Origin of the sequence: Algicola sagamiensis DSM 14643 (assembly GCF_000374485.1) — a bacterium.
Classification (GTDB): domain Bacteria; phylum Pseudomonadota; class Gammaproteobacteria; order Enterobacterales; family Alteromonadaceae; genus Algicola; species Algicola sagamiensis.
On the sequence record NZ_KB894492.1, the window covers coordinates 338,869 to 353,254 of the forward strand.

The 14,386-nt window shown below is 44.3% G+C and carries 18 protein-coding genes; 14 read left to right on the top strand and 4 right to left on the bottom strand.

All coding sequences use genetic code 11. The features are described 5' to 3' along the window. Positions 1 to 16: 16 nt before the first annotated feature. Entirely contained in the window at positions 17 to 520 is a 504-nt protein-coding gene (locus tag C505_RS0105135) for a hypothetical protein (RefSeq protein ID WP_157368815.1), read from the bottom strand. Between the two features lie 189 nt (positions 521 to 709). On the opposite strand from C505_RS0105135, the gene C505_RS0105140 reads away from it, so the two are divergent. From C505_RS0105140 to uvrA, 14 genes are all read left to right on the top strand, one after another. Next, positions 710 to 889, top strand: coding sequence for a hypothetical protein (locus C505_RS0105140; RefSeq protein ID WP_018691524.1), 180 nt, complete (start codon positions 710 to 712; stop codon positions 887 to 889). After that, positions 886 to 1,290, top strand: a complete 405-nt coding sequence (locus C505_RS0105145) for a type II toxin-antitoxin system YafO family toxin (RefSeq protein WP_018691525.1) — start codon at positions 886 to 888, stop codon at positions 1,288 to 1,290. The genes C505_RS0105140 and C505_RS0105145 overlap by 4 nt, the downstream gene beginning before the upstream one ends. A 9-nt stretch (positions 1,291 to 1,299) precedes the next feature. Continuing rightward, complete coding sequence (locus C505_RS21515) at positions 1,300 to 1,566, top strand: hypothetical protein (protein ID WP_018691526.1); 267 nt, start codon at positions 1,300 to 1,302, stop codon at positions 1,564 to 1,566. A 203-nt stretch (positions 1,567 to 1,769) separates the two neighbouring features. Further along, positions 1,770 to 1,895 carry a hypothetical protein gene (locus C505_RS24815; protein WP_018691527.1) on the top strand — a complete coding sequence of 42 codons (126 nt, stop codon included), beginning with the start codon at positions 1,770 to 1,772 and terminating at the stop codon, positions 1,893 to 1,895. A 96-nt stretch (positions 1,896 to 1,991) separates the two neighbouring features. Next, positions 1,992 to 2,822 carry a major capsid protein P2 gene (locus C505_RS0105165; protein ID WP_018691529.1) on the top strand — a complete coding sequence of 277 codons (831 nt, stop codon included), beginning with the start codon at positions 1,992 to 1,994 and terminating at the stop codon, positions 2,820 to 2,822. A gap of 9 nt (positions 2,823 to 2,831) precedes the next feature. Beyond that, positions 2,832 to 3,089, top strand: coding sequence for a hypothetical protein (locus C505_RS0105170; protein WP_018691530.1), 258 nt, complete (start codon positions 2,832 to 2,834; stop codon positions 3,087 to 3,089). A gap of 3 nt (positions 3,090 to 3,092) precedes the next feature. After that, positions 3,093 to 3,233 (top strand): hypothetical protein, encoded by a 141-nt coding sequence (locus C505_RS24220; protein ID WP_018691531.1) that lies wholly within the window; start codon positions 3,093 to 3,095, stop codon positions 3,231 to 3,233. 177 nt (positions 3,234 to 3,410) lie between these two features. After that, positions 3,411 to 4,094, top strand: a complete 684-nt coding sequence (locus tag C505_RS0105185) for a hypothetical protein (protein WP_018691533.1) — start codon at positions 3,411 to 3,413, stop codon at positions 4,092 to 4,094. A gap of 2 nt (positions 4,095 to 4,096) precedes the next feature. Then, complete coding sequence (locus C505_RS0105190) at positions 4,097 to 4,792, top strand: hypothetical protein (protein WP_018691534.1); 696 nt, start codon at positions 4,097 to 4,099, stop codon at positions 4,790 to 4,792. Then, positions 4,789 to 5,448 (top strand): hypothetical protein, encoded by a 660-nt coding sequence (locus C505_RS0105195; RefSeq protein ID WP_018691535.1) that lies wholly within the window; start codon positions 4,789 to 4,791, stop codon positions 5,446 to 5,448. The genes C505_RS0105190 and C505_RS0105195 overlap by 4 nt, the downstream gene beginning before the upstream one ends. Before the next feature lie 13 nt (positions 5,449 to 5,461). After that, positions 5,462 to 5,785, top strand: a complete 324-nt coding sequence (locus C505_RS21520; RefSeq protein WP_018691536.1) for a hypothetical protein — start codon at positions 5,462 to 5,464, stop codon at positions 5,783 to 5,785. After that, the gene (locus C505_RS0105205) at positions 5,782 to 6,237 is read left to right on the top strand and encodes a structural protein (RefSeq protein ID WP_018691537.1); all 456 of its coding nucleotides are present in this window, start codon (positions 5,782 to 5,784) and stop codon (positions 6,235 to 6,237) included. Before C505_RS21520 ends, C505_RS0105205 begins: the two co-directional genes overlap by 4 nt. 75 nt (positions 6,238 to 6,312) lie before the next feature. Beyond that, complete coding sequence (locus C505_RS24225; RefSeq protein WP_018691538.1) at positions 6,313 to 6,462, top strand: hypothetical protein; 150 nt, start codon at positions 6,313 to 6,315, stop codon at positions 6,460 to 6,462. A 166-nt stretch (positions 6,463 to 6,628) separates the two neighbouring features. After that, positions 6,629 to 9,451: an excinuclease ABC subunit UvrA gene (uvrA, locus tag C505_RS0105215; RefSeq protein ID WP_018691539.1), complete on the top strand. Its 2,823-nt coding sequence runs from the start codon at positions 6,629 to 6,631 to the stop codon at positions 9,449 to 9,451. A 584-nt stretch (positions 9,452 to 10,035) separates the two neighbouring features. Here the strand turns inward: uvrA and C505_RS0105220 are convergent. The 3 genes from C505_RS0105220 to C505_RS0105230 all read right to left on the bottom strand — a co-directional run bounded on the left by C505_RS0105220 (position 10,036) and on the right by C505_RS0105230 (position 14,060). Beyond that, entirely contained in the window at positions 10,036 to 10,815 is a 780-nt protein-coding gene (locus tag C505_RS0105220) for a class I SAM-dependent methyltransferase (protein ID WP_018691540.1), read from the bottom strand. A 105-nt stretch (positions 10,816 to 10,920) separates the two neighbouring features. Next, on the bottom strand, positions 10,921 to 13,242 hold the full coding sequence (locus tag C505_RS0105225; protein WP_018691541.1) for a response regulator: 2,322 nt from the start codon (positions 13,240 to 13,242) through the stop codon (positions 10,921 to 10,923). A gap of 80 nt (positions 13,243 to 13,322) precedes the next feature. Next, positions 13,323 to 14,060: a substrate-binding periplasmic protein gene (locus C505_RS0105230; RefSeq protein WP_169337004.1), complete on the bottom strand. Its 738-nt coding sequence runs from the start codon at positions 14,058 to 14,060 to the stop codon at positions 13,323 to 13,325. Between the last annotated feature and the right edge of the window lie 326 nt (positions 14,061 to 14,386).

A 14,386-nucleotide genomic window follows, 5' to 3' on the forward strand; every position in this document is an offset into this window, starting at 1 on the left:
AGCTTGGTAAAATTAATTAAAATACTATGAATTGGCCGCTATTTTGCTTCAGGTGTTGGTTTATTGAGCTAGATAACTCATGAGGCGTATTAGGGCCAATATAAACAGCTATTTGGTTTGCTTCTATTGAAAATGGGATGAGAAGCACTTTTTTATTAACAGATGGAATCTGAGAAACGTATAAGCATTCTTGTATTGCTAAGTCTGAAGATGATGCCACGTACACGCACGAAAGACCCTTAGGAAAAGGCTCTTTAAGGTGAAGGATTGGGTCAGATGATATAAAAGTATGGATTGAGGGGTAGAATTCGTCTTTATGAATACCAATGAAAAGCCCGTCTTTTATCTCTGTAGTGTTACCATTCTCATGGGTACTCTCCATGTGTATATATACACTTAAATGGTAATGGTTGGCCTCTTTCACCCCAATGAATGGAATATGCCCACCTGTGATACTATCAATCTGCTCAGTGCTATCCACTTTTATCCAATGAAATTTACCACCTTCTTTGCTGAACATATTTTCCACCATTATTAAAATGATATTAGATACATTAGATACTGTGAGCTCATTAGCCAAATCAGATGTTTAAACTTTTCCTACCTAGCAAAAGCCACTTACCAGAAATTAACCCATTTTACCTATATAAAAGCAATTCAATAACATGCGACGATCCTGCGTGGAATTATTTAACAAAGGAACTATGTTATGTCTGTAGATAGAAAGGCCATCATAGAAAAAAAACTACCAAAAGACTTCTTCTCAGAAACCCCCTCAGATTCAGAACTTGACCCACTTCAGTTGCAACTTGCAGCAAAAAAGATTGAGCGTGCAGTTAAGAATAACAATAAAAATCATATTTTGATTTATGAGGAGGCTGACTCTTGAGCAAGGAGCTTAAAGTGTTTTGGCATCATTACCTAACTGATGCCTTACCAAGGGAACAAGTTAAAATCCTATCCGATAAATTTAAAATGTTTATAAATACAGGGGAACTCGTCGAAGACTTTGGGAAGGACTCAGAATATACATATCCACCAAGTGTGAAAATGTCTGGCCTAAGACATATTCACTTGAGGGACAGTACTTCCTCAAAAGACTTTAATAGGATAAAAATCCTTCGGTATCGTACTAGTAATACAGCGCTGGTTTATTGTGCGGGATATTCAAACCCTAACCATTACTTGCTAATTGCGGTCATCGATGGGGCGCATGAAAGGTGCAGAGAACAGCATACTCTCTTGTTAGAATATGCTTCTGTTGCAGATAAATTTCAAAATAAACATTAAGAACTAATTATGAAGATTGATTGGGAAACTGGAACACCAGAGAGAGCAGGGTTATATTTTGTTGCTTTCAAACTTGGGCCATTAGCAGGAAATTTTGATTATCTTGATTGGGACGGTCAGCGCTGGGTTACAGAGCAAAAAGGTGATGTAATTGCCTTTGTTGATGCATACAAGTTAAGTAAGATTTTCAATATCGAGTGGCCAGAGCCGGACCCAGAAATTGACTACAAGCCAAAAGATGATGGTGAAGAAGATTCATGGGTTGAAGCTGATTAAGCTTTATATACGTAAGGAAAGCACCTCCGGGTGCTTTTTTTTATGCCTGAAAAAAGTATGAATTCACCAATTTTTTCATCAGAAAAAACTCTCAATTTAAACCTATAGGCTTCCCGAAGCCTATAGGTTTACCCCCCATTGACGGAAGCCGAAACGGTTTTGTTCAATTTCCCTCGTCAGCAACGAACCACCGCGAGGGGACAATGAAAACACATCACACATTGATTATTACACTGGTTGCCGCCCTCGGTGGATTCGTCGCTGTTCGCGCTATCAAATCAACCATCAAACAATCAGGACAATTATCGAATGAACAAAACAATGATTAAAACGGCTGGGATTGCTCTAGCTGTCGCGCTGGTCGTGGTCTGGGCTTCCAACAACGTTGACGCTGTCAAAGATATTGTGGACTAAGGGGATTTTATATGTTTCGTATGCCGAAAAAACTGAATAACTTCACGACGGCAGAATGGGGAAAGACAGCAGTTCTCCATTTGCAAACGGGTCCGGTCTATGAAGAAATTCACCTGCTTACCAATTTGAAAAAAGAAGATATCCGGGAAGTTCGCCTGTTGTTGAATGGCGACAACTTTTATCGTTTATCTGGTTTCGAACTGGACATGTTAGAGCGCTACAAATGCAACTATGTGGAAGATGGTATTTTTGTGCTGCCATTTTACGACTTAACTGCGCAATCTATCGTCGGGACACGTTATACAGGACTGGTAACCAAATCAACCGACAACCTGACACTGGAAGTAGACTTAGTCGAGCTGGCCCCGGGCAGTAACCGTGAGCAATTGCAATTAGAAGCTCACGCATTTATGGGGATGGCACAAAATGAGCGCTATTTTCTGCCACGTTTTCGGAAACATATCATGCAGGCCCATGCGTCGGGCTTAAATGAATTCACATCACTCCCTCATGGTCCGCAATTGACCGTCAAGCGGATGTATTTCAAGTGCGACAAAATCAAAAAGCTGGAAATCTACCGGGACAATCGACGGGTTTTTGAGTGCGACCAGCGCCTGAATCGTTTTCAGCAAACGCGCCTTGGACGTGCGCCCAATGACGACTATTTCATTTTTGACCCGGTTGTGTCGGGCTACGCATGGAATGAGCGTTTCACGACAGCCCATCAGAGTGAATTGAAATTCTCTGTCACGCTGGATGAGCCTGTCGGTACCATTGAAATTCTGGTTGAAGAAGTTGAGCAAGAGCGTGTCTTGCCCAAAGACCACAACCCATTTCTTTAAGGGGGCAACATGAGTTTATTAGGGGATATGTGGGAATCCATGTCTGAAGGAGGGCGAGAAGTGTTGGCGGAGCATATTTCACCAAAGGTTCATGCTGAAGAAGCTTCTGCAAATCCAGAAACCCATACGCCTGTGATAACGGGTGAAGATGCAGACGGCACGCCCGTGATGCATACCTCGGCAACACAAAGCTGGAAACATCCGGGGGTTTGGGTGGGTGCGGCTTGTATGGCGGTCATGGTCTTTTCATTGCTTGTGAGGAGGTAGCGGATGCCTCCAATGATAATTTGGCCTCTGGTCGCGGGTATCGGTGGGTTTATCACAGGTTACATGACCAGCGGTACGTCTAAGTTCCTCCTACTGGGCGTGATAGGTCTGGCACTGTGGCACGCTCTGGGAGGTCACCGCTAATGTCAGCGTTAAAAATGGGCAAGGGTAATTCCTTGAGTGCAAACAGTAGCGCCGATGGTGATAACACCTTCGGGGGGAGTTACACCAACTACAAGTCCGGCGTCAGTAGCATGACGCTATTTATGGGGCTTGGCGCTGCCATCCTATTTACTTTATGTCTCACGCGGAGGATATGAAATGGGGCTTTTTGGCGGCTCAAAACGTTCAACCACCCACAATGATAACCGGGTCATTAATGACGGTGAATTTGCGGGGAATACAGGCTCTGTTGTAGCGAATGATGGTGACTATGTTGGCGGAGATAATATTCGCTATGACGGTGAATATGCAGGCAATCGCGGCACTATCAATTTGACGGATGGTGGTGCAGTGAAAGAAGCCTTGCTGAGTTCTCGACGCGCCAGTGAATATGCATTGGACAAAGGGGAGGAGGTCACGAGTAATGCGCTTGATGGGATGCGACGAAACGCTGAAGGTGCGATGGGTTTTGCTGAGAGTGCTTTGAAAGATTATGGAAGTACCCTCGGAGACTTCGCTGAAGAGCTTGGGAAGTCATCTCGGGCAGCAATGCTAGAAAATCGGACGGTTTCCGAAACTGCACTGAAAAACAACCGTGAAAACATGACGGCTTTTACCGACAGCATCAATGAAGTGGTGAATAAAGCATCGGGTGCGGTCAGTCATATGTTTACCTCGCAAACGAGTATGAATGGCCGGACACTGGATACCATTTCACGGTTGGGAGAAACCTCCGCAACGGGTGGTCAATCCGTGATTGCCAACAGTGCAAAAAACATTGCTTATGTCGCACTTGGTTTGGCGGGTGTTGTGATTGCAATTGGCATGACGAAGGGAGGCTAAGGATGAAACACGTCATTACATTAGCTGAACTGAGCCAAAGCGAACTGTTCGTGACAGGGCAGTTTATTTATGTCAAACAAGCACAATATCCGATTAAGCTCACTGTGAATCAAAAGCAGTACTCGCTGGAGCAAGGGGAGCAGGTTCAAATCACAGAAGGATTTGAGCGTATTAAGGTCTTTAACCTTGGGGAAACGCAAGAAATCACGCTGTATTGTGGACATGGTGAGTTTCGCAGCGGTGGCAATGGGCGGAGTGTTCATATTACGAACCTCCCCGCCCAACAGCCAGTCAAGCAATTTGGGCAATGGAAAGTCCATATCAACAACCCCGTTGAAATCGCAAACATGCCAGATTTCACTTTGCCAGATATTCAAAAAGTGAAGCAGTCCGGGAGCTGGCAAGTCAGGCAGTCCGGTGAATGGTCTATCCACATCAAATCACCATCGCAGTATGCCGGAAAGCCATCGGAAACCCTCAGCAATGGGCAACACTTCATTGCGGGCAACACTAAGCGCAAGGAGCTTATCCTAAAAGCCAGTCACACCAATGAGGGGATGATATGGATTGGCTCAGCCATCAACAACGGGATACCGATGCGAGCAGGCGAAGCGCTCGTACTTACCACATCAGCAGCCGTCAAAGCATTTGCTGAAATTCCATCAGATAGATTACACATTGGGGAAATCACATCATGAGTTTTATGACACCAGGCAGTGAACTCAATCGTATTCAAGCGATTGAAGAGGTTATTCGCGCCTCTGCATTGAGCAGTATCTACGTTGACCACAAAGGGAGTGACACTTACGGCAATGGCACCCAAGACAAGCCTTACAAAACGATTGGCAAAGCGCTGTCACTCCGGCGTAACGCCAATGACCAGCAACTTACCCTCAGAATGAATATCGTCTTGGGTGAAGGTCAATATTCACTGCATCAACAAGACAGCACGACAGCGCGATTCAATGCAGGAGACGTGGTGAACTTTATGGGTGACGGTGAAATCATCATCGGTGACCAACTGACACAAGTGCAAACGGTTGTGGTGGATTGCTGGGGCTGTGAACTCACGTTCCAAGTACCAGTCACCGCCAGTCCGCAGCATGCTGTTGGTGGGATATTCAAGGCAAATAACAATGCGTCGATTGCCTTTACGCACGGCCTCACTGTAAAAGGCAACAAGGCCGTTTCTGTTGCAAAAATTGACTGGGGTGTCGGTTTCCTCAATGCCTACCGTGGTGCTTTTACGTCAGAGCATGAAATGGATATGTTCCAAGTCGCCACCTCAGCAAGAGCCATGTTCGCCGCAGGCGGTTCACTGCTGACCAACATCAACAACAATTCAAACCTTTAAGGAAGCCAAGACAATGCATGAAATAAACGAAGAAAACAGCACAGCACCGCGCTACTCGTTCACTCATGGCAATCAGTCATACGTGAGCTGCACTGAAGAAGAGTTACGCGCACACGGTTGCACAGAGGCGCAAATTAAGCAGGCCAAAAACAACTACTACAACGGTATCGCGTACCACTACATCACCAGATACTACGAAATCTGGCGACAACTGACGATTGACCGGGTGGGAAGTAATGCTGAAAAGACCAAAATGTTTACCTTTATCGACAAGGTGCGTGACTGGACGGAAAGCGACAATCCAACCCAAGAACAACTTCACGCCATTCAACCATGAAAACCCAACTCATGATTGCGGCAGGTGCCGCACTATTAGGAGCAATTATCATGACTCAAATACCAAGAAGTGTACGAAACAACAATCCATTGAACATTCGCAAAACCAATGACCAATGGGAAGGGCAAAGCCCCGTGTCACAGGACGATGCGTTTGTAACGTTCCTCAATCCAGCATATGGATTCAGAGCAGCCGCAAAGCTGATGACCAACTACAAGAACAAGTATGACCTGAATACGATTGAACAAATCGTGACGCGTTGGGCACCACCGAGTGAAAATGATACGGCCTCGTACATTCGCCAAGTGTCCAAGCGTGTTGGGAAAGCCCCAGCGGAGCCGCTGAACTTTGAACAGGATTTGCCAAAACTCCTTGCAGCAATGGCGCATCACGAGAGTGGTGGTGATTACTACTCAGAACGCATTATCAAATTAGGAGTATCACTGGCATGATGATACAAATGGTGATGAACGTTATCGGCGCAGTCATTAGCGCCTTCTTGGTCAAGTTCGTGCTGGGGTGGTGATATGGAATTCACGGGTGATTTGGTTAATTTATTATCCACGCCTGTTCTAACGGCCTTAGCTGCTGTTGTTGTGAATAAAACAGATATCAAGTGGATTAAGCAAGAGTTAAAAAAGCTGGATGAAAGATTAAAAATGCTTGAGCATAAGTAATTGATAAACGCCGATGTTTGGCGTTTTCTTAATGACACTCTATGTGATACTTCATAAAATCCTCTTTGTTTTCAAGTTGTTGATTATAAATAGAAAAGCTCTATTTTCTTTATGTTTTCCCCAAAAGTATGCGATACTAGCGGTTTTCGTTTGACGGTAGCGGGCTATGGAAAATATCGAAGTGAGAGGGGCGCGGACCCATAATTTGAAGAATGTTCACCTGACGATTCCGCGTGATAAACTGATTGTGATCACGGGGTTATCGGGCTCCGGAAAATCCTCCTTAGCGTTTGATACGCTATATGCTGAGGGGCAACGCCGTTATGTTGAGTCTTTGTCAGCTTATGCGAGGCAGTTCCTATCACTTATGGAAAAGCCAGATGTTGACCATATTGAAGGCCTATCGCCTGCGATTTCTATAGAACAAAAGTCAACGTCGCATAATCCGCGCTCAACCGTTGGCACGATTACAGAAGTATACGACTACTTGCGTTTGCTTTATGCGCGCGTTGGTGAACCTCGTTGCCCAGAACACAATATCCCACTGAATGCCCAGACAATCAGTCAGATGGTGGATAAGGTCATGGGAATTGAAGCAGGGACGAAGTTAATGTTGTTGGCCCCTGTTGTGCAAAACCGCAAAGGCGAGCATGTAAAGACGTTGGAAAACCTAGCGGCTCAGGGCTATATTCGCGCACGGATTGATGGCGAGGTCTGTGATCTTTCTGACCCACCAACATTAGAGCTCCATAAAAAACATACGATAGAAGTGGTTATCGATCGTTTTAAAGTTCGAGATGATATTCAATTACGTTTAGCTGAGTCTTTCGAAACCACATTAGAGCTCTCCGGTGGCATCGCACAAGTCGCCTACATGGATGAGCCAGAAAAAGAAGAAATCATCTTTTCAGCAAATTTTGCTTGTTCTCAGTGCGGTTATAGCATGGCTGAGCTTGAGCCACGTTTATTCTCCTTCAATAATCCTTCCGGTGCTTGTCAGACTTGTGATGGGTTGGGTAATCGCCAGTTTTTCGATCCAGAACGTGTTGTCAGTAACGATGAAGTCAGTCTTTCTGGGGGGGCGATTAGAGGCTGGGATAAACGAAGTTTTTATTATTACCAAATGCTCACATCTCTGTCGGAGCACTATGGATTCGCGATTGATACCCCGTTCAAAGATTTGGATAGTGATGCACAGAAACGCGTATTATTTGGCAGCGGTAAAGAAAAAGTTGAATTCAAATATGTGAATGACAAAGGTGACCAGACAGTCCGTTGTCATCCATTTGAAGGAATTATTCCAAACATGGAACGTCGTTACCGGGAAACGGAATCCAATGCCGTTCGCGAAGAACTGGCGAAATATTTGAATAATCAGCCATGCCCGGATTGTTCTGGCACACGACTTCGCGAAGAAGCACGCAATGTCTTTATTGAAGATACGCCTTTACCTCGGATCACCGATATGTCTATCGGAGATGCACACGATTTCTTCGAGCACATTGAATTTACCGGGCAAAAAGCAGCGATCGCGGAGAAGGTCCTCAAAGAAATCAAAGATCGTTTATCTTTCTTGATGAATGTTGGGCTGAATTACCTGACGATGGCCCGCAGTGCAGAAACTCTCTCTGGTGGCGAAGCACAGCGGATCCGACTGGCAAGTCAAATCGGGGCTGGCTTGGTTGGTGTCATGTATGTTTTGGATGAACCTTCGATTGGCCTTCATCAGCGAGATAATGATCGATTGCTGAAAACGTTAACCCATTTGCGCGATTTGGGTAATACTGTCATCGTGGTTGAACATGATGAGGATGCAATCCGTAGCGCTGATTATATTATTGATATCGGCCCAGGCGCAGGTGTCCATGGCGGTCAGGTGATTGCCTCTGGTCAGCTGGATAATATTTTGAATACGCCAGAGTCGCTCACAGGCCAGTATTTGAGTGGTGAGCAGTCCATCGCAGTACCTCAGACACGCCATGAAAACCACGATGATCGCTGGCTGACCTTGACTGGTGCGACGGGCAATAATCTCAAACATGTCACATTAAATATTCCTGTAGGCTTAATGACTTGTGTGACAGGAGTTTCCGGCTCTGGTAAATCAACACTCATTAATGACACACTGTATCCAATTGCCCATCATAGTTTAAATGGTGCAACAACGGGTGAAGCTGCGCCTCATGAGAGCCTGACAGGCCTAGAACATTTAGATAAAGTCATCGATATTGATCAAAGTCCTATTGGTCGAACGCCACGCTCAAATCCTGCGACATATACCGGAATATTCACTGGGATCCGGGAGTTATTCGCAGGGACACAAGAAGCACGTTCTCGTGGCTACAAGGTCGGTCGATTCAGCTTTAACGTCCGTGGTGGCCGTTGTGAAGCATGCCAGGGGGACGGGGTCATAAAGGTTGAAATGCACTTCTTGCCCGATGTTTATGTTCCTTGTGATGTGTGTAAAGGCAAGCGCTATAACCGTGAGACGTTGGAAATCAAATACAAAGGGAAAAGTATCCACGAAGTTCTTGATATGACAGTCGAAGATGCACGGGCATTTTTCGATAACATCCCTGCAATTGCGAGAAAACTGCAAACATTGATGGATGTGGGGCTGTCTTATATTCGCTTGGGTCAAGCTGCGACGACGCTTTCTGGTGGTGAAGCACAGCGAGTGAAATTGGCACGTGAGCTTTCGAAACGCGATACAGGTAAGACCCTTTACATTTTGGATGAGCCGACAACAGGGCTGCACTTCCACGATATTCAACAGTTATTGACGGTCTTACACCGCTTAAGAGATCACGGTAATACAATTGTTGTGATTGAACATAATCTGGATGTGATTAAGACAGCAGACTGGATTGTTGACTTAGGTCCGGAAGGCGGTTCTGGTGGTGGCACCATCCTGGTGAGTGGGACACCGGAACAAGTTGCTGAACATGAAGCATCTCATACTGGACGCTATTTGAAACCAATGCTGTGATGATGGAAGTACAGCGTGGAAAATAGACGTCCACGCTGTATGCGGTCCTGCTAGTAGCTGTAAGTATAAGGCGGACAGTGTTTACGTTAACAGCCACGTGGTGCATAAGCCGCAGTTTTTGCTTTGACACATAGTTCATGTTTGGTAGCACGTCTTGCGGAAGCACTACCAATCGCATAGTCCGGACAATCGACACTTCTATCGACTTAAATTTATAAATACTTTGTTTTTGCGATCATTCAGCGAAACGTACTTAAATCACCGTTTGAATGACTGATTGATCGAGCACATACATATCAAGGCGATTCAGGAAGTCTTCCTGAATCTATGCATCAAACTCTGATTCATTACCACTCATTGCAGCATCAAGCTAGGAATAGCTGAGGGCGTCTGAATATTGTCTTGGGCGTTTGTACCTTCAGCAATTGCAGTTTAAGCAAACATGCACAGATGTGTTGCCAATAATAATTTTTCATTGCCATTCCCTCAATCGATGTTTGCCCCAAAAAGAATGGAGGCGTTTTTTATACAGCGCTTTTCAAGCGATGGTCACTGAGAGAAAAAAAGAAAATTATACAGAAAAATCAATCTTGAGTATGAAAGCCTGCCAGTACATAGACGTCAAATCGATTCTTCTTCATTGGAAATGTGAGAGTCGGGTCTTGTCCATCAAGTGGTTCGGCATAGCTGGGTCGCTTCACTACAATACGCTTAGTTGCAAGGGTTTTAGCAATCATCAGTAGCCCATCTGCATCTGAATCGGAACCAACGAGTTCATGAAAGAGGCGCATTTCTTTTTTCACGAGTGCCGATTTCTTTTTTTCAGGGTACATCGGGTCGAGGTAAACAACATCGGGTGGGCTGATTTGGCCCTGTAAAATGTCGAGACTGTTCCAGTGCTGTAATATCATCCTCTCTTGCATCCAGGGGCCGATTTCTGGATCTGCATAAGCACGTTTTAAGCCATCTTCTAACAGTGCAGTAACAACAGGGTGGCGCTCCACAAGTGTGACCTGGCAGCCAAGTGCGGCAAGGACGAATGCATCTCTCCCGAGTCCAGCTGTCCCATCTAGCACACTGGGTGTAACACCTTTATTCAATCCAATCGCTTTTGCAATTGATTGTCCTTTACCACCACCGAATTTACGCCGATGTGCAGCGGCGCCAGTCACAAAATCGACGATGACGCCATTCAGATTTGGCTCAGTTAGGCTTTTGAGGGAAAGACCCACAGGGCTTAATTCGAGATACAAAGTTGCAGCGGATGGCAATACATCGATATATGAGAAGCCCCATTGTGTGGCGATCTCCTCTGCCTGTTTGGATAATTCAGTTTGTGTTGTGATGAGAAAGATATCTTGCATACGGCCCTCATGATTTGCTGAGCTAGTATATCGGCATTGTGTTGATCATTCCAAATGATCGATGCACAGAAACCACGAAGGCTGATTGATGCTAGAAAAAAGGTGCTAAGACAATTCTGATTTCGTTGATTCAATGAAGTAAGTATCTTGATCTTCACTCAACCACTTCGCGAGTTCATCAATCAGTTCATTTTCGAGGAGTGGTTTTACAACATAGCCATTCATTCCAGATTCCAGGCTTTTTAAACGATCTGGTTCACTGGCATTGGCAGATAGGCCGATGATTGGCAGCTCAGAATAACCAACTTCCTGGCGGATCAGGCGGGTTGCTTCTAATCCATCCATAATTGGCATATGAATATCCATTAATACGGCATCAAAGTGAGAACCAATAAAATGTTCAAGTGCGTCTTTTCCATTATTCGCAGTGATGACTTCAGCCCCATGATTCACCAGCATATCTTGGGCGACGAGGCGGTTTATTTCTTGATCTTCAACGACTAATATCCGTTTACCAACGAGGCGCATTTTCTTCATTTGCTCCTCATCGATAAAGTTAATACGAACACGAAGGACGGCCAGCATAGTTCTGACGAGTTCATTCGTTTCAAATGGTTTACTCAGTGCTGCATCGAATAGACGTCTGTCATAGCTGGATGCTTCTCCGGCTCGAAAGGCACTAACTAGGACAAATGCAGGGGGCTGTTCTTCAGCATCTTCAAGATAGTTTCGCATTTTACGGACCATCTGTTCGCCATTAATTTTTCCAAGATCCCAGTCCACAAAGATCAAATCTAATGCGTGGCCATCTTCGTAGTAGTGTTGGAAAAGCGCCATGGCTTCTTCAGCGGTTGATGCGATTTTCGCGCTAACACCCATGCAATTTAATATGGCTTTAATCAGTCGGCAGATGGCATCATCGTCATCAACAATAAGTACGTTGAGTGATTGAACGATTTCCTTAAAGTGCTCTAAAGGGATATCTTCTTCTTGTTCAACAACACGCAGTGGCAGTCGAACGGAGAAGCAAGTTCCTTTACCTTGCTCACTTTGGCAAGTCAATTGTCCCCCCATTAAATGGCAAAGGTGGTTTACGATTGCGAGTCCAAGACCAGTACCACGACTTTCAAGCGTATGGTGAGATTGGTGTTGTTCAAAAGGCTCAAGTAAGCGGGGCAAATCGTCCATCGCAATGCCTTCGCCTGTATCTTTGACTTCAAAAACAAACCAAGTTTGTTTTTCATCAATATAGTAGGAGCATGAAAGCGAAACTTCACCAACGTGAGTGAATTTTACGGCATTGGATAAAAGATTGAGCAATATTTGTTTCAGTCGATATTTGTCACCGAGAATTGATTCCGGCAGTTGTGTTTGGATATCTGCACGAAAAGTCAGGTTTTTTCGCCTAGCTTCCAGCTCGATAATGGAAATCACTGTGTCGATAGATTCAAGCAGGTTAAATTCTTTATATTCAATGGCCATCATACCAACTTCAATCTTTGAAAAATCAAGCAAGTCTTCAATGAGATGTAATAACACCTTGGCTGATGTTTGGGCCTTTTTGACATAGAAAATCTGATGTTCATTCAGGCGGGTTTTTGCGAGTAGAAGTAAGATCCCCATGACACCATTAAGTGGTGTTCTTAATTCATGGCTGATTTTGGCTAGAAACTGGTTTTTTGTCATGTTCGCCTGTTGCGCTTTTGCGAGCGCATCTTGTGCTTGAGAGCGTTGATGACTGAGTGAACTCCAAATATTCCCAATGGAAAGGATGATTGGCCGGAAAATAAACCAAGCTTCGAGAACAATGACGATTAAAACGATGAGCCAAGTGATCATGACACATTGAGAGACTTGAAGACGATAGATCTCCGTTTGCTGCTTAAAGATGGACTCCGCTTCCATGAAAGACTGATCAAGGATATCAATCGCATTGCTTTGAAAATATTTCACGACATTGATATCGCGAAACGAGGGTGGGAGGTATGCAGCACTCAAAGCTTTTTGGCTCATTGTAATCAGCAGCTGCATCTGTTGGTAAAGGTTCTTTGTTCCGAAAAATAATGAATGAATCTCAGGAGAGTCGATGCTCTGTAACCCTAAAGCTGGATCCCCGTAGATCACGACATGGAGGGTCTTTTCTGCTTGAGCCAACAAACTTTTGAGCTGGTTTGGTTTATTTTGTAAAGATGAAAACTTTTGATTTGAAAGCAAGATATCGAGCGATTTGTGAGAAATACTTAAGTTGAGGATCCGAAGGTGAGCTGCCATTTCAACATATCGAGCGCTATCATCTTCCTTTTTGATGAAATACTGTATCGTTAGTTTTCCGATGGTTAAGATGGAGATAAGCACAAGTAACGCAAAAATGCATTTGACTGCAATTTTACGATTTGGATTACTGTTGACGTGCTGATATGCCTCCATCAAACTCACTCAAAACCTTGCATTCTGTCTACAAAGGTTAGTTTCTAAATATGAAACGCGAAAGTAGGCTTGAGATTTCTTTACTTTGTTGAAAATAGGGTTTGATAAGTGCCATTCTTTTTGATTTCAGCAAGTCCTTTGTTGAAAACTTCTAAGATCTTCTTATTCTCTTCACGCGACTTTGACAGGAGAAGAAACGAGCTATTTGCATACGTTGGCTCCGGGTGATAAGTAAATGCTTGCGAATTCACATCACCTAAAGCTGCATGGATTTCAGCAAGGCCCACTTCCTTCACCTGAATCATGATATCTGCCCGATCTTTTAAGATCATCTTGATACATTGGGGGCTTTCTGGATATCTATCCATGCGCAGCTTCCCGGCTTTGAGAAGAAAATCAATATCACTACCATAGGAGTAGCCGATAACACCGCACAAACGGTACTTTTTCAGATCGTCATGTTCTTTCCACTCGACGTTTAACGACTTTAAATGAAAAAGAACCTGCGCCTCAATCATGATGGGATCACTATAGAGAAAATGTTTTTCTCTGGCAGGCGTTTTATACCAGATAAAAGTTCCGTTGTAATGTTCACCGTGTCTTGCGAACTCATAAGCACGTTTCCATGGATAAAATTTAATTTCGATTTCATAACCTTGTGTTTTAAAGGCTGCTTTGACAGTCTGAGTTACTAGCCCGTAACCCTGAAGATCCTTTGAGGTAAAAGGCGGGTATTCACCGACAGTAAACTTGATGGGGTTAGCTGCCTTGAGTGGGAGTATGATGCTAAATAGAAAAATCATTATGTAAATTTTCATCGTTTTCATCTATTCAAGTCGTTTTGCAAACTCTCCGCTATCTTTGAGCTGTTGGAGTATCGGGTTAAATTCCTTCATAGAAGCATGGTTGAATATTTTCTTAATTTCCTGAATGTTAGATTATTTACTTGTATAAATGTATCGGTGCATCCTTCTTTACGAATCATTCTCGAGCATTGTTGACTTCATTCCTTTGTCAGGCATTTTCTCAGACATAAAAGGCGGGTATGCACCAGAAACGGGTTGAACAAGGTTTGTTGCGAACACGGGCGGAAGAATAATGACGGGTAGCCGGGTTGAGATAACAACGTGTTTCATAAGCCAAT

What these genes read in the sequence shown, in the direction of transcription:
- C505_RS0105135 (WP_157368815.1), bottom strand. Translation starts at nt 520, where the DNA reads ATGTTCAGCAAAGAAGGTGGTAAATTTCATTGGATAAAAGTGGATAGC.
- C505_RS0105140 (WP_018691524.1), top strand. Translation starts at nt 710, where the DNA reads ATGTCTGTAGATAGAAAGGCCATCATAGAAAAAAAACTACCAAAAGAC.
- C505_RS21515 (WP_018691526.1), top strand. Translation starts at nt 1,300, where the DNA reads ATGAAGATTGATTGGGAAACTGGAACACCAGAGAGAGCAGGGTTATAT.
- C505_RS24815 (WP_018691527.1), top strand. Translation starts at nt 1,770, where the DNA reads ATGAAAACACATCACACATTGATTATTACACTGGTTGCCGCCCTCGGT.
- C505_RS0105165 (WP_018691529.1), top strand. Translation starts at nt 1,992, where the DNA reads ATGTTTCGTATGCCGAAAAAACTGAATAACTTCACGACGGCAGAATGG.
- C505_RS0105170 (WP_018691530.1), top strand. Translation starts at nt 2,832, where the DNA reads ATGAGTTTATTAGGGGATATGTGGGAATCCATGTCTGAAGGAGGGCGA.
- C505_RS24220 (WP_018691531.1), top strand. Translation starts at nt 3,093, where the DNA reads ATGCCTCCAATGATAATTTGGCCTCTGGTCGCGGGTATCGGTGGGTTT.
- C505_RS0105185 (WP_018691533.1), top strand. Translation starts at nt 3,411, where the DNA reads ATGGGGCTTTTTGGCGGCTCAAAACGTTCAACCACCCACAATGATAAC.
- C505_RS0105190 (WP_018691534.1), top strand. Translation starts at nt 4,097, where the DNA reads ATGAAACACGTCATTACATTAGCTGAACTGAGCCAAAGCGAACTGTTC.
- C505_RS0105195 (WP_018691535.1), top strand. Translation starts at nt 4,789, where the DNA reads ATGAGTTTTATGACACCAGGCAGTGAACTCAATCGTATTCAAGCGATT.
- C505_RS21520 (WP_018691536.1), top strand. Translation starts at nt 5,462, where the DNA reads ATGCATGAAATAAACGAAGAAAACAGCACAGCACCGCGCTACTCGTTC.
- C505_RS0105205 (WP_018691537.1), top strand. Translation starts at nt 5,782, where the DNA reads ATGAAAACCCAACTCATGATTGCGGCAGGTGCCGCACTATTAGGAGCA.
- C505_RS24225 (WP_018691538.1), top strand. Translation starts at nt 6,313, where the DNA reads ATGGAATTCACGGGTGATTTGGTTAATTTATTATCCACGCCTGTTCTA.
- uvrA (WP_018691539.1), top strand. Translation starts at nt 6,629, where the DNA reads ATGGAAAATATCGAAGTGAGAGGGGCGCGGACCCATAATTTGAAGAAT.
- C505_RS0105220 (WP_018691540.1), bottom strand. Translation starts at nt 10,815, where the DNA reads ATGCAAGATATCTTTCTCATCACAACACAAACTGAATTATCCAAACAG.
- C505_RS0105225 (WP_018691541.1), bottom strand. Translation starts at nt 13,242, where the DNA reads ATGGAGGCATATCAGCACGTCAACAGTAATCCAAATCGTAAAATTGCA.
- C505_RS0105230 (WP_169337004.1), bottom strand. Translation starts at nt 14,060, where the DNA reads ATGAAAATTTACATAATGATTTTTCTATTTAGCATCATACTCCCACTC.